The 14,404-nt window shown below is 74.9% G+C and carries 13 protein-coding genes; 11 read left to right on the top strand and 2 right to left on the bottom strand.

All coding sequences use genetic code 11. The annotated features are described in order from the left end of the window. Positions 1-3: 3 nt before the first annotated feature. Complete coding sequence (locus UO65_RS00940) at positions 4-591, bottom strand: DinB family protein (protein WP_035277721.1); 588 nt, start codon at positions 589-591, stop codon at positions 4-6. A gap of 61 nt (positions 592-652) precedes the next feature. Between UO65_RS00940 and UO65_RS00935 the strand changes: the two genes are divergently transcribed. The 5 genes from UO65_RS00935 to UO65_RS00915 all read left to right on the top strand — a co-directional run bounded on the left by UO65_RS00935 (position 653) and on the right by UO65_RS00915 (position 5,510). After that, on the top strand, positions 653-1,693 hold the full coding sequence (locus UO65_RS00935; RefSeq protein WP_084175197.1) for a helix-turn-helix transcriptional regulator: 1,041 nt from the start codon (positions 653-655) through the stop codon (positions 1,691-1,693). Next, positions 1,674-2,123 (top strand): helix-turn-helix transcriptional regulator, encoded by a 450-nt coding sequence (locus UO65_RS00930; protein ID WP_035277719.1) that lies wholly within the window; start codon positions 1,674-1,676, stop codon positions 2,121-2,123. Before UO65_RS00935 ends, UO65_RS00930 begins: the two co-directional genes overlap by 20 nt. 5 nt (positions 2,124-2,128) lie before the next feature. Next, positions 2,129-2,539 carry a VOC family protein gene (locus UO65_RS00925; protein WP_035277825.1) on the top strand — a complete coding sequence of 137 codons (411 nt, stop codon included), beginning with the start codon at positions 2,129-2,131 and terminating at the stop codon, positions 2,537-2,539. Between the two features lie 28 nt (positions 2,540-2,567). Then, a complete protein-coding gene (locus UO65_RS00920) occupies positions 2,568-4,952 on the top strand; it encodes an ATP-binding cassette domain-containing protein (protein WP_035277717.1) in 2,385 nt (794 codons plus the stop codon). 276 nt (positions 4,953-5,228) lie between these two features. Then, positions 5,229-5,510 (top strand): hypothetical protein, encoded by a 282-nt coding sequence (locus tag UO65_RS00915; RefSeq protein ID WP_035277716.1) that lies wholly within the window; start codon positions 5,229-5,231, stop codon positions 5,508-5,510. 87 nt (positions 5,511-5,597) lie between these two features. On the opposite strand, the gene UO65_RS00910 is transcribed toward UO65_RS00915, so the two are convergent. After that, entirely contained in the window at positions 5,598-7,508 is a 1,911-nt protein-coding gene (locus tag UO65_RS00910) for a 1-deoxy-D-xylulose-5-phosphate synthase (protein ID WP_063935847.1), read from the bottom strand. Positions 7,509-8,000: 492 nt separating this feature from the next. On the opposite strand from UO65_RS00910, the gene UO65_RS00905 reads away from it, so the two are divergent. From UO65_RS00905 to UO65_RS00885, 6 genes are all read left to right on the top strand, one after another. After that, positions 8,001-9,086, top strand: coding sequence for a polyprenyl synthetase family protein (locus UO65_RS00905; protein ID WP_052020356.1), 1,086 nt, complete (start codon positions 8,001-8,003; stop codon positions 9,084-9,086). A gap of 67 nt (positions 9,087-9,153) precedes the next feature. Then, positions 9,154-9,441, top strand: coding sequence for a hypothetical protein (locus UO65_RS36480; RefSeq protein WP_035277714.1), 288 nt, complete (start codon positions 9,154-9,156; stop codon positions 9,439-9,441). Between the two features lie 91 nt (positions 9,442-9,532). Beyond that, positions 9,533-10,489 (top strand): thiopeptide-type bacteriocin biosynthesis protein, encoded by a 957-nt coding sequence (locus UO65_RS00895; protein WP_035277713.1) that lies wholly within the window; start codon positions 9,533-9,535, stop codon positions 10,487-10,489. After that, entirely contained in the window at positions 10,479-12,950 is a 2,472-nt protein-coding gene (locus tag UO65_RS00890) for a hypothetical protein (protein WP_052020354.1), read from the top strand. The genes UO65_RS00895 and UO65_RS00890 overlap by 11 nt, the downstream gene beginning before the upstream one ends. Positions 12,951-13,017: 67 nt before the next feature. Then, entirely contained in the window at positions 13,018-13,176 is a 159-nt protein-coding gene (locus UO65_RS37145; protein WP_181400212.1) for a hypothetical protein, read from the top strand. Positions 13,177-13,199: 23 nt separating this feature from the next. After that, positions 13,200-14,396 (top strand): lanthionine synthetase LanC family protein, encoded by a 1,197-nt coding sequence (locus UO65_RS00885; RefSeq protein WP_052020352.1) that lies wholly within the window; start codon positions 13,200-13,202, stop codon positions 14,394-14,396. Positions 14,397-14,404: the final 8 nt, after the last annotated feature.

Below are 14,404 nucleotides of genomic sequence, written 5' to 3'. Positions count from 1 at the left end.
GGGTCATGCTCCCAGCGGTTTCCGCGCGTCGAGGGTTTCGCGGAGGATGTCGGCGTGCCCGGCGTGCTGGGTGGTCTCGGCGAGGACGTGCAGCAGCGCCCCGCGCGCGCTGAGCACACCCCCGGCGGGCTCGTGCCACGGCGCGTCCGGCAGCGGGTGGGTCACCGACAGGTCGGGGATGGCGGCGACGACCTCCGCGGTGCTGGCGGCAACCCGCTCGTAGCGCTCGACCACCCCGGCCAGGGTCTCGCCGGGCCCCATGCGGAAGCCCTCGCGGTGCTCGATCATCCACTCCGGGTACTCGCGAGCGGTCCCGGCCATGACGTCGGCCCAGGTGACGCCGTCGGGCAGGTCGTAGGACATCCCCACCGGGCCGTCGACCACGAAGCCCAGCCACCCCTCCTCCACGGCGGTGACGTGCTTGACCAGCCCGCCCAGGCACAGCTCGCTGACGGTCGGGCGCGCGGCCGCCTGCTCGTCGTCGAGGCCGCTCGTCGTGGCGATGAGGGCCGCGCGGGCCTTGGCGAGCGCCGCGAGCAGGTCGGCCCGCTCGGCGTCGAGGGTGGTGGTCGTCTTGACGTCGTTCGGCATGGGGCAACAGTGGCAGGGGTGGCGGACAGGATGTGTCCGCTTCTGCGGGCAGGATGGGGACATGCCGAAGACCTCCGCCCGCCTGCTGGCACTGCTCTCGCTGTTGCAGGCGCGCCGGGACTGGCCGGGGGCGCTGCTGGCCGAGCGGCTGGACGTCAGCGCGCGCACCGTGCGCCGCGACGTCGACCGCCTGCGCGAACTCGGCTACCCCATCGCGGCGGTCAAGGGCCCCGACGGCGGCTACCGGCTCGACGCGGGCGCGGAGCTGCCGCCGCTGCTGTTCGACGACGACCAGGCCGTCGCCCTCGCCGTGGCCCTGCAGCTCGCCGCCGCCTCCGGTGCGGACATCGGGGAGGCCGCGGCGCGGGCGCTGAACACCGTCCGGCAGGTCATGCCCGCCCGGCTGCGCCACCGGATCGACACCCTGCGGGTCACCGCCGTCGACCGGTCCGACGCCCGGGTCGACAGCGCCGTGCTCACCGCGCTCAGCGCCGCCGTCCACGCCCGCGAGGTGCTGCGCTTCGACTACACCCCCGCGACCCCGCCGGAGCGGGCCGATCCCCCGCCGCGCCGGGTCGAACCGCACCACCTCGTCACCCGCGCGGGCCGCTGGTACCTGCTCGCCTGGGACCTCGACCGCGACGACTGGCGCACCTTCCGCGCCGACCGCATCACCCCGCGCACCCCCACCGGCCCCCGCTTCACCCCCCGCGAGCTGCCCGGCGGTGACGTGCCCGCCTTCGTGGCCAACCGCTTCCGCGGCACCGACCCCACCGGCGGCTGGCCCTGCCGCGGCGAGGTCATCCTCGACCTCCCCGCCGCCGTGGTGTCCGCCTACAGCGGTGACGGCGTCGTGGAGGAACTGGGCCCGGACCGGTGCAGGCTCCTGCTGGGCTCGTGGTCCTGGACCGGTCTGGCCACCGCGCTCGGCCGGTTCGACACCGACATCGAGGTCGTCGGCCCGCCCGAGCTGCGCGACGCCTTCGCCCACCTCGCCCGCCGCTACGCCCACGCCGGGGACGCGCGGCGGCGGTTTCCTGTGGACGGTGACCCCCCGGGTCGCGGCGTGGCAGGATTCGCCCGTGACCAGCAGACCCGATGAAGCGCGGCACCTGCGCGACCTCGCGCGGCTGCGCCGCGTCCGCGACCGCATCGACCGGGAGTACGCGCAGCCGCTGGACGTCGAGGCGCTGGCCAGGGGCGCGCACATGTCGGCCGGGCACCTGAGCCGCCAGTTCCGGCTCGCCTACGGGGAGTCGCCGTACGGCTACCTGATGACGCGGCGGATCGAGCGGGCGATGGCGCTGCTGCGCCGCGGCGACCTCAGCGTGACCGAGGTGTGCTTCGCCGTGGGGTGCTCGTCGCTGGGCACGTTCAGCACCCGGTTCACCGAGCTGGTCGGGGTGCCGCCGAGCACCTACCGGCGGCAGGCGGCGCAGGCGACGGCGGGGATGCCTTCGTGCGTGGCCAAGCAGGTCACCAGACCGGTCAGGAATCGAGAAGCGCGGGTGCCCGAGCCGCACCTAGCGTGAGCGCCATGGACATCACCATCCACTCCAGCTTCCTCCCGCACACCGACCCGGAGGCCGCCCTGGCCTTCTACCGCGACACCCTGGGCTTCGAGGTCCGCAACGACGTCGGCTACGGCGGCATGCGCTGGATCACCGTCGGCCCGGTGGGCCAGCCGGGGACGTCGATCGTGCTGCACCCGCCCGCCGCCGACCCCGGTGTCACCGAGGACGAGCGCCGCACCATCACCGAGATGATGGCCAAGGGCAGCTACGCCGCGGTCCTGCTGGCCACCCCCGACCTCGACGGCACCTTCGCCCGGTTGCAGGCCACCGACGTCGAGATCGTCCAGGAGCCGACCGAGCAGCCCTACGGGGTCCGCGACTGCGCCGTCCGCGACGACGCGGGCAACCTGGTCCGCATCCAGGAACTGCGCTGAGCCCCGCCCCACGGATGGAGACGACGACATGACCAAGAGGACGGACCCGCGCCCACCGGTCCACAGCGCGGACAGCCACGACCTCATCCGCGTGCACGGCGCGCGGGCGAACAACCTCGACGACGTCAGCATCGAGATCCCCAAGCGCAGGCTGACGGTCTTCACCGGCGTCTCCGGTTCGGGCAAGAGCTCCCTGGTGTTCGGCACGATCGCCGCGGAGTCGCAGCGGCTGATCAACGAGACCTACAGCGCGTTCGTGCAGGGCTTCATGCCGACGCAGGCGCGGCCCGACGTGGACGTGCTCGAGGGGCTCACGACCGCGATCATCGTCGACCAGCAGCGGATGGGCGCCGACCCCCGGTCCACCGTGGGCACCGCCACCGACGCCAACGCGATGCTGCGCATCCTGTTCAGCAGGCTCGGGCAGCCGCACGTCGGTTCACCGCAGGCGTTCTCCTTCAACGTCGCCTCCATCAGCGGCGCGGGCGCGGTCACGATCGAGCGTGGCGGGAAGACGGTCAAGGAGCGGCGCAGCTTCGCCATCACCGGGGGCATGTGCCCGCGCTGCGAGGGCCGGGGCTCGGTCTCCGACATCGACCTGACTCAGCTCTACGACGACTCCAAGTCCCTCGCCGAGGGCGCGTTCACCATCCCCGGCTGGAAGTCCGACAGCTTCTGGACGGTGCGGGTCTACGCCGAGTCGGGTTTCGTGGACCCGGACAAGCCGATCCGCAAGTACACCAAGAAGGAACTCAACGACTTCCTCTACAAGGAGGCGACCAAGGTCAAGGTCGACGGCGTCAACCTCACCTACGAGGGGCTGATCCCGAAGATCCAGAAGTCGTTCCTGGCCAAGGACCGCGAGGCGCTGCAACCGCACATCCGGGCGTTCGTGGACCGGGCGGTCACCTTCACCACCTGCCCCGAGTGCGCGGGCACCCGGCTCAGCGAGGCGGCCCGCTCCTCCCGGATCGGCGGCACCAACATCGCCGAGGCTTGCTCGATGCAGATCAGCGACCTGGCCGAGTGGGTGCGCGGCCTGGATGAGCCGTCGGTCGCGCCGCTGCTCGCCGCGCTGCTGCACACCCTCGACTCGTTCGTGGAGATCGGGTTGGGCTACCTGGCGCTGGAGCGGCCCTCGGGCACGCTGTCGGGCGGGGAGGCGCAGCGGGTCAAGATGATCCGCCACCTCGGGTCGGCGCTCACCGACGTCACCTACGTCTTCGACGAGCCGACCACCGGCCTGCACCCGCACGACGTCCAGCGGATGAACACCCTGCTGCTGCAACTGCGGGACAAGGGCAACACGGTGCTCGTGGTGGAGCACAAGCCGGAGGCGATCGCCATCGCCGACCACGTCGTCGACCTCGGTCCCGGCGCGGGCGCGGCGGGCGGCACCGTCTGCTACGAGGGCCCCCTCGACGGGCTGCGGGCCAGCGGCACCACCACCGGCCGCCACCTCGACGACCGGGCGAAGCTGAAGTCCTCGGTGCGCACCCCCACCGGCGCGCTCCAAGTGCGCGGCGCCACCAGGCACAACCTGCGCGACGTCGACGTGGACATCCCGCTCGGGGTGCTGTGCGTCGTCACCGGGGTCGCGGGTTCGGGCAAGAGTTCACTGGTCCACGGCTCGATCCCGCCCGGGGCGGGTGTGGTGTCGGTGGACCAGACCGCGATCCGCGGCTCGCGGCGGAGCAACCCGGCGACCTACACCGGGCTGCTCGAACCGATCCGCAAGGCGTTCGCCAAGGCCAACGGCGTCAAGCCCGCCCTGTTCAGCGCCAACTCCGAGGGCGCCTGCCCCGCCTGCAACGGCGCCGGTGTCACCTACACCGACCTGGCGATGATGGCGGGGGTGGCCAGCCCCTGCGAGGAGTGCGAGGGCAAGCGGTTCCTGGCGTCGGTGCTGGAGTACCGGCTCGGCGGGCGCGACATCGCCGAGGTGCTGGCGATGTCGGTGACCGAGGCGGAGGGGTTCTTCGGCGCGGGCGAGGCGCGCATCCCGGCGGCGCACGCCATCCTGGGGCGGCTCGCCGACGTCGGGCTGGGCTACCTCAGCCTCGGCCAGCCGCTGACCACGCTGTCCGGCGGCGAGCGGCAACGGCTCAAGCTGGCCACGCACATGTCCGACAAGGGCGGGGTGTACGTGCTCGACGAGCCGACCGCGGGCCTGCACCTGGCCGACGTGGAGCAACTGCTCGGCCTGCTCGACCGGCTGGTCGACTCCGGCAAGTCGGTGATCGTCGTCGAGCACCACCAGGCGGTCATGGCGCACGCCGACTGGATCATCGACCTCGGTCCCGGCGCGGGCCACGACGGCGGCCGGGTCGTGTTCGAGGGCACCCCGGCCGACCTCGTCGCCGACCGCTCCACCCTGACCGGCGAACACCTCGCGGACTACGTCGGAGCCTGATCGGGCCACGCCCGCGGGTGACGGTCCCGGACCGGTTCCGCGCACTGGCTCAGTTGATCCGGTGAACGGGCGCGGCCCCACCGGGAACCGGTCTCCTTCGGGCGAAAGGGAAAAACACCGATCGAGTCCGCAGTGGACTCCTCCTGCTGTGGGCAGGCGGCACTCCTCCCGCCGCCTGCCCACAGCAGACAGCAGAGAGCAATGGGATCGACGACCGGGAAGGCCCGCCCGTGACCGCGCTGGGCGTCGGCTTCCGCCCCCCGCCGTTCCACTGCGGTGGCGCTGCGCGACCGGATCATGGGTCGGTTCCTGTGGTTGCGCGACCGGGTCCGCGCTCGCGCGAGCGCCGAACTGGCCCGCCACCTCGACTGCCTCGGGCACGCGATCCGGGGCAACATCGACTGGGCGGCGAACGTGCCCCGCTGCCTCGCCGCGGACACCCCGGACGGCGTGCCGTCAAAGGTGCCCATCGTGGTCACCGACCAGCCCTGCGACACTCGCGCGGACCCGCCGCCGATCCCGGCGATCGCGTGGTGGTGGGACCGGCTGGACCCGTGAGACCCGCCCGTGGAACGGCGAGGCCACCCGCACCGGTGCGGGTGGCCTCGCCGTTCCCGGAGACCGCGTCGGCTGTCGGCGTGGTGGTCACCGACCGGACCGGGGCCGGGCATCACCGCCCCGACCGCGCGGGTGCGGCACCTCCGCCTCGGCGGCAGGGTCGGCACCCCGGGAGTGGTCTCCTTCCACCAGCGCGGTGATGGTCTTGGCCAGGCCCACCGCGTCGAGGCGGTGGCGGCGCAGGATGTCGGCGCGCGGGCCCTGCGGCAGGAACTCGGCGGGCAGGCCGAGGGCGTGCACCGGGGTGTCGTGCCCGGCGTCGCGCACCGCCTGGGCGAGGCGGGCGCCGACCCCGCCGACCCGGACGCCGTCCTCGACGCAGACGACCACCCGGTGCCGGGCGACGAGGTCGACCAGTGCCGGGCTCGGTGGGCTCACCCAGCGCGGGTCGCACACGGTGACCCCAGTGCCCCGCTCACCGAGCCGGAGCGCGGCGCGCACCCCCGGCAGCGCCATCGGGCCGACCGTCACCAGCGCGACGTCGCGGCGGCCGGACTCGAACAGCACGTCCACCCCGCCCTCCGCGCGCAGCCGAGGCACCGCGGGGCCGGTCTCGCCGCGGGGGAAGCGCAGCGCGGTGGGCCCGTCGACCCGCACGGCCTCGCCCAGCAGCGCGCGCAGTTGCTCGCCGTCGCGGGGGGCCGCGATCCGCAGGCCGGGCACCGCCTGCAACAGCGACAGGTCCCACACACCGTGGTGGCTGGGGCCGTCGTCGCCGGTGACCCCGGCCCGGTCCAGCACGAGGGTGACCGGCAGCGCGTGCAGGGCCACGTCCATGAGCACCTGGTCCAGCGCCCGGGTGAGGAACGTCGAGCACACCGCCACCACCGGGTGCAGCCCGCCCATCGCCAGCCCGGCGGCGCTGGTGACCGCGTGCTGCTCGGCTACGCCCACGTCGTGGGTCCGCTCCGGGAACTCCTCGGCGAAGGCCTGCAACCCGGTGGGCCGCAGCATCGCCGCGCTGAGGCAGGCGATGTCCGGGCGCCGCCTGCCCAGTTCCACGACCTCCCGGGCGAACACCGACGTCCACGTGGGGCCCGCGGGCCTCTCGGCGTTCGCCGGGGGCACCGTGTGCAGGCGGTCCGCCTCGTCCCGCTCGGCCGGGGGGTGCCCCTTGCCCTTGGTGGTCACGCAGTGCACCACGACCGGGCGGCCGAGGGCGCGCGCCTTCCCCAGCGCGGCCTCCAGCGCCCCGACGTCGTGGCCGTCGACCGGGCCGACGTAGGACATGCCCAGGCTCTCGAACACCGACAGGTGGTAGCCGCCCGCGTCCTCGCGCAGGTGGGCGAGGTGGCTGCCGACGGCGCCTGCGGTCGGGGCGTAGGAGCGGCCGTTGTCGTTGAGGACCACCACCACCGGGCGACCGCTGACCGCGATGTTGTTCAGCGCCTCCCAGCACATGCCGCCGGTCAGCGCGCCGTCGCCGACGACGGCCACCACGTGCCGCTTGCCGCGCTTGCCCGCGAACGCGCGGGTCAGGCCGTCGGCGTAGGACAGGGCGGTGGAGGCGTGCGAGTTCTCCACCAGGTCGTGCGGCGACTCGGCCCGGCTCGGGTAGCCGGACTGCCCGCCCGCCTGGCGCAGCAGCGCGAACTCCGCGCGCCTGCCGGTGAGGAGCTTGTGCACGTAGCCCTGGTGCCCGGCGTCGAACACGATCGCGTCGCGCGGGGAGTCGAAGACCCGGTGCAGCGCGATCGTCAGCTCCACCACGCCCAGGTTGGGCCCGAGGTGCCCACCCACCCGGGTGACCACCTCGACCAGCAGCTCCCGGATCTCCGCGGCGAGGCCGCGCAGCTCCGCCGCGGTCAGCCCGCGCAGGTCGGCCGGGCCGCGCACGCGGTCGAGCAGGGCGTCCGGGAACGCGGGGGCGGCGGTCTCGGGGACCGGCCCGCCCCGGCCGAGGGGGAGTGCCGGGCCGGTGAGGATCTGTCCACTCATGATCGCGTCCTGGGGCGTCGTCGAATGATCCTGGGCGAGCCGGGGGAAAAGAGGAGGCAGGCACCCGGGTCGCCAGGAGGAGTCCGGGATCAGGAATGATCTCCACCATACGACAGCCTGCGCCGCGTTCAACCGGAAATCCGGCCGGGTTCGGGATTCTCACTCGAAAGCCTGTTTCCGCCTCGCCTCGACAGGTGGTCTCCTGGTCGGGGACTTGACTTGTCCGTTCAAACATCCAGAACCAGAAAAAATCGCGGCACCATCAGGCGAACGCCCTGGACACGGACGGTGTCTTCCGACCGGTCATACACCCCGATCGGTAGAAGGGCATCCCGCTAACGGCTGGCAGGGCAAAAGGGCCGGTAGTCGTACTGACGATGCCCCAGGCGAGTGTTACGTTCGTGAAGCAATTGCCGACAGCGCCGACCGCCGCCTTTCTCCAACCGTGGCGTGAAAGCACGCCTGGGAGGGCAAATGTCACTCGCCACGCAAATGGAACCGCATTCACCGGTCTCCGGGAAGGCATTGGCCGCGGCCGTCCGGCGCCAGGTCGACGTCGTGCTCGACGGTTTCCTGGCGGGCAAGGCGGCGAACGCCGCGGACGAGTGCCTGCCGCCGGTGGTCGACACCGTGCGCCGGTTCGTCGCGGGCGGCAAGCGCCTGCGGCCGGTCTTCTGCCACTGCGGCTGGCTCGCCGCGGGCGGGGACCCCGACGAGCGCGCGGTGGCGGCGGTGGGCGCGGCGCTGGAGCTGTTCCACTCCTTCGCCCTCATCCACGACGACCTGATGGACGGCTCCGACCTGCGGCGGGGCAACCCGACCGTGCACCGCGAGCCGGCCGCCCGCTGCCCGGACCGGGCCGGGGGCACCGCCGCGGTCGCGGCCGACCGCTTCGGGGAGAACGCGGCGATCCTGCTCGGCGACCTGTGCCTGGTGTGGTCGGACGAACTGCTGCACGGCACCGGGTTCGACGCCGACCGCGTGGCCGCGGCGCGCCCGTTCCTCGACGCGATGCGCACCGAGGTCATGGCCGGGCAGTACCTGGACCTGCACCACCGGCCCGCGGGCGACGCCCTCGCCCACGCCTGGCGGGTCGTCCGGCTCAAGACCGCCCGCTATACCGTCGAGCGCCCGTTGCAGATCGGCGTCGCCCTGGCCGGTGGTGACGCCGAGCTGGCGCGGCGGTGCGCCGAGTACGGTCGCCCGCTTGGCGAGGCGTTCCAGCTTCGCGACGACCTGCTCGGCGTGTTCGGCGACCCGGCGGTCACCGGGAAACCGGTGCTCGACGACCTGCGCGAGGGCAAGCCGACCGTGCTCGTCGCGGTGGCCGGGCAGCGCGCCACCGCCGCGCAGCGGGCCGTGCTGCGCGAGCTGTACGGCAACCCGCTGCTCGACGAGGCGGGGGCGGCGGCGCTGCGCGCGGTGATCGACGGCACCGGCGCGGCGGCGCTGGTCGAGCGGTTGATCGCCGACCGCACCGAGCAGGCGCTCTCAGCGCTGGCCGACAGCGCGATCCCCCACCCCGTCCGGGGGGTGCTCGCCGACCTCGCCGACACCGTGGTCCACCGCGACCGCTGACCGGCACACCACCGACAACCGCCTGCGCACCGCAGGCGGGCCGTGAAATCCCAACAGGAGGAAAAAGATGATCCGCACCGCCCTCGCCGCGTCCCTGCTCACGGCCGCGTTCGCCGTCGGCTCGGCGGGCTCGGCCACCGCGCAGCCCGCCCCCGCGGGCAACCCGCCCGCGCCCGCGGCGGCGTCCGCGCCCACGCCCGAGGGCATGTGGTTCCCGGTGTTCTTCTTCGGCACCGAGGGCTTCTGCACGCAGGTGGGGACGATGGCCCAGCAGTCCGAGGCGCTGGAAGAGGAATCGTGGAAGTGCGAAGGCGGCTGGCTGCTGATCCACGTGGAGCCGGACGACGCCTCCTGAGGCCCACCGCGGCGGCAGTGACCCCGGCCCCACCGGTCCACTCCGCACCACCGCTCCCCCGACCACCTCCCGCACCCCGAGTGGAGTCGACATGTCCTTGCCCACCACCGCGCCCCCGGCCGAGGGGGTGGCCCCCATGGCGGCGTTCCTCGCCGACTGCGCGAGCGCGCTCTCCGACGTCGCGGGCGGCGAGCTGACCGACGCGCAGCGGACGTTCCTGGCCGCGGGCACGGCGGCGCTGCGCGCGGCCCGCGGCGGCGAGTGGGTGCAGCTCGGCCTGGAGGTGGCGCCCGGCGGGTTGTCCGCGCTGTACCCGGAGCTGGCCGCGACCGCGCACGAACTGCTCGACGGCGGGGCGGCCGCGGAGTTCTTCTTCATGCACAAGCCGCCGGGGCTGCGGGTCCGCTTCGCCCCGGCCCGCGGCCACGGCCAGTTCGTCCGCGCCGAGGTCCGGCGCCACGCCGAGCGGTGGCGGGCGGCCGGGCTGGTCCGGGGCGTGCGCTCGGCGGTCTACGAGCCGGAGGCGCACCTGTTCGGCGGGAACGAGTCCATGCCGCACGTGCACCGCCTGTTCACAGTGGACTCGCTGACCTGGCTGGAGCACCACGCCACCGCGCGCGAGACCCCCGCCTGGGCGCTGTCGCTGCTGATGCTGCGCGCGGTGTTCGACGGGTTGCGGGTCGTCGGCTGGGAGGATCGCGACGTCTGGGGCCGGGTGGCGGATTCCGGCCGCCGCACGCCCCCGGGGTCGGCCCCGGTCGAGGGCCCGGTCACCGCGCGGCTGCGCGGGCACTGGGCCGACCCCGACGCACTGGCCGCGGCGCTGCCCGCCGACGTCCGCGCGCTGGCCGACCGGCACGCCGAACGGGTGCGCCCGCTGTGCGAGCGGTGGTGGGCGGAGTACTTCGGCACCGAACGCGCCGTCATCGGCCCCCGTGAAGCGGCCTGCTACCACACGATCTTCCACTGGAACCGCGCCGCGCTGAGCCCGGGCACCCAGGCACTGATCGCCACCGCGCTCGCCGGGACGGACGGCCATGTCCGCTGACTTCCGCCCCGAGGGCCCCGCCGGGCTGCTGCGCGTCTCCGGTGTCCCGGCCGCCCTGGTCGCCGAAGCGGGCAACCCCGGGCTGTTCGACGCCCTGCGGCGGCTGAGCCGCGACGAGGCCGACCACCGGTCGTTCGCCGCCGCGCTCGCCGAGCGGGTCAGCGCCGAACTGGTGCCGCACCCCGACCTGTCCGCGCCCGTGCGGACCTCGGCGATCACCCTGCGCAGACAGCTCACCCGCGGCGAACCGGTCGACGGGCCGCAGTGCAGGCGCCTGGCCGTCGTGGGCGTCGCCCTCGGGGTGCCGCAGGCGCTGACCGACGACCTGGTCCGGGCGGCGACCTGGTCGACCGCGCTCACCACCGCCCGCGCGGAGTGCGCGGACGCGGTGCTCGCCGAGCGGAGCAGGCTCGCCGCGCTGCCGTGGGAACTGGTCACCGACTCCCCCACCGCCGCCAGGGTGGTCTCCCAGACCGCCCCCGAGGTGCTCGACGAGATCCGCGGCAGGCTGGCCGCGGGCGAGCGGTGGACCGACAAGCGGCTGCGCCAGCGCGCGGACTACCTGCTGCGCCTGCTGTCGCGGGCGGCGCTGAAGACGACCCCGCGCGGCTGGCTCGGGCAGGTCGCGCTCGTGGGCGTGGCCCCGGACCGCGACACCCGGCTGCTGCCCGGGTTCGAGGTGACCGACTACGCCGTGCACTCGCTGTCGAACATCCAGGCCGACCGCCGGGTGCTGGCCACGGCCGCCGACCTGCCCGACGCCTGGCTGAGCATCACCGGCCTGCACTGGGTGCGGGGGGCCCGGCTGTGCTGCTGGGTGGCCGACCACGACAGCACCAAGGGCCTGCGGCTGGTGCGCGTCCGCCGCACCCCGGCGGTGGACGCCGTCCGGCACCTGCTCGGCCCGGGGGCGCTGCGGACCGCCGACGTGGTCCGGCTGCTCGCCCCGGAGGACCGGCACCACCCGACGGTGCGGGCGTTCCTGCGCCACCTGGCCGGGCTGGGCGTGCTCCAGCTCTCCGCCCAGCCGGTGTCGAACCTGCGGGACTGGTCGCCCAACCCGCGCGGGGTGGTGGCGGACAGGGGTTTCGTCGACGTCTACCGCCGCGGCCGGGGGCACGTCCCCGCCGCCGCGGTGACCCGGCTGGCCGGGCTCGTCGCCCAGGCGGGCAGGCTCGGCGCGGTCCTGGCCGAGGACGCCGGGGGCACCGGCGGCGGCCACCCGGTGCTCGACCTGGTCGGCCCCGAACCCCGGCCCGCCTCCGAGGTCGTCGCGGAATTCCTCGACGGCGCGGAGCACCGCCCGCCCACCCCGCCCGCCACCGAGTGGCCCGAACCGCGGCCGGGCGGCGCCTACCAGCGGCTGGCCGACTGGCTCGCCGGGCACGCCGACGCCGACGAGGTCGACATCGACGCCGCCGCGCTCGACCGGGTCGGCGCCCCACCCGCGGCGCTGCCACCGTGGCCGGTCGACTGCCTGGTGCGGCCGCTGCCCGGCGACGGGCCGGTGGCGGTGCTGGAGGCCGTGCTGCCCGCCGGGGTGCTCGACGCCCGATTCGCCGACGCGCTGCACCAGTTGCACGGCCGGGTGCCGCAGGTCGAGGACTACCGCGGCTTCCTGGCCGAGGTCACCACCCGGTGCGGGGCGGAGGTCGTCGAGGTCCTGGTGCCCCCGCAGGACGACCGCAGCGCCAACGCGGTCCGCAGACCCCGCTACACCCGCACCTGGACCGGCGACGCCGACCTGTCGACCTACTTCGCCGGGCAGGCGGGACCGGGGCGCTACCTGCCGCTGGACCGTGTCCTGGTGCGCAGGCGGGACGGGCGGGTCGTCGCCGAGGACGCCGACGGCAAGCCGCTGTGGCCGGTCTGCCACGCCACCCGGACGCCGATGGCACCGTGGGACGTCGTGGTGGCGCTGCTCAGTGCCGCCGCGCCCATCGGCCACCTGGCCGCACCGCTGCTCCTGGGCGACCCCGCCGCCGCCTTCCCCGGCCGCGCCCGCACCCCCCGACTGGTGCTCGACGGCGGGCTGGTGATCGCCGGGGCCACCGTCCGCGTCGAACGCGCGGCCCTGCCGAGCCCCGGCGACCCGGTGGTCGAGCGGGTGCGCAGGCTGGCGGACCTGCGCGCGGCCACCGGCGCCCCGCGCTGGAACTTCGTGCGGGCGGCGGGCGGGCGGCGACCGCGACCGGTCGACCTGGACAGCGTCACCGCGCTGCGCGTGTTCGACCGCCTGCTCGCCGACCCCGCTGTCCCCGCGCTCGTGCTGGAGGAGATGCTGCCCGACCCGGAGCACCTGCCGGTGCGCGACGAACTCGGCCAGGGCCTCGCCGCCCAACTGGTCATCCGCCTCCCAGCGGACCCCGGGCTGGCCCGGGTGGCCGACCGGGCGGCCAGGGCGTGGCGCGGCCTGAGCCCGCCCACCGAGGCGGCGAACCGCTTCGTGACGGCGGTGTAGCGCCGACCCGCCCCCGAGCACCACCGGGTCCACCGGTGGGGAAGTCAGTCAAGCGAAGGAGAACACCGTGCAATCCACAGTGGAACTCGCCGACCTCGACGAACTTGTCGAGCAACTCGACGCGCAGATCACCGAACTGGACTCCGCGGACCGCGGGGAGGCCGTGTCACTGCTCCTGTGCAGCGGCGGCTGCGGCGGCGGCTGGTCCTGGCACTGGTACTGCTGAGCTGAGCCGGAAAGGAGCGGGAGATGGTGGTTCCCGACGTGTTGACCACCCCGCGCAACGCCTCGACGCGGGACCTGCTGCTGGTCGCGGACCACGTGCTCACCTCCTGGACGGCTCGTCACCCGATGGGCACGGCCGGACCCGACCTGGGTCCGGCCGTGCTTTCCACCCTCGTGGCCGCGCACCCCGACGCCACCGGGGAGCAGCGCCGGACCTGCGGCGAGGCCACCGACCTGTGGCTGCGCACCGGCCTGCGCGGCCGGGCGGGGACCGGGCTGCACGACGGGCTGTCCGGTCTGGTGGCCGGGCTGGGCCTGATCGCGGGGGTCCGACCCGACGTCGGCCCCGCGGCGCAGCGGGCCGCGCGGTCACTGGCCACCGCGGCCGACCGCAGGCCGTGGCGCACCTCGGCCGTGGGCTTCACCGACTACGACCTGGTCAGCGGCCCGGCCGGAACGCTGCTGGCGCAGCCCGCCGGAACACCCCCGGGGGGCGCGGCCGCGCACCTGGCCGCCCTCGCCGCCGAACCCGACCTGGCGGGCCTGCGGATCGGCGCCCACCGCGACCACCCGCTGGTCGGCTGGACCCAGGGCGACGTCGTCACCGGCCTGGCGCACGGCGCCGCCGGGGTCCTGGCCGCGCTGTCGGCGGTGGACCCCACCGAGGAGGCGGTCCGCGCCGTGGCGCACCTGTCGACCTGGCTGGTCGCCGGGCTCTACGTCGACGGCGCCGGGATCGTGTCCTGGCGGTACGCCGCGGGCGGGGAACCGGAAGCCGTCGCCCACCGGCAGGGCTGGTGCTACGGCAACCCCGGGGTGAGCTGGGCGCTGTGGGCGGCCGGGCGGGCACTGGTCCGCGCGGGCGCCCCCGGTGGGGAGGACCTGTGCGACCTCGCGGTGCGGGCGGTGGGGACGCTGTGCGGGGGCTACGACGCCGACGTGCACCTCGACGGCGACCGCGACAGCGACCGGCTGGGGGTCTGCCACGGCGCGGCCGGGGTGCTGCTCGTGGCCGACGCCTTCGCCCGCCACACCGGGTCAGCACCCGCCGCCGCGCTGCGCGACTGGCTCACCGGGCACCTGCACGACCGACTCGACCGGGTGGCGCGCCTCGCGGGCACCGACACCACCCTGCTGTCCGGGGCCACCGGGGTGCTGGCCGCGCTGCTGACCACCGCGGGCGCCGACCGGGGTTGGCTGCGCTGCCTCGCCCTGACCTGACCGCCCTG

Origin of the sequence: Actinokineospora spheciospongiae, assembly GCF_000564855.1 — a bacterium.
In the GTDB taxonomy this organism is placed as follows: domain Bacteria; phylum Actinomycetota; class Actinomycetes; order Mycobacteriales; family Pseudonocardiaceae; genus Actinokineospora; species Actinokineospora spheciospongiae.
Note: the sequence above shows the minus strand (reverse complement) of the source record. Positions and strands in the feature narration are given on the sequence as shown.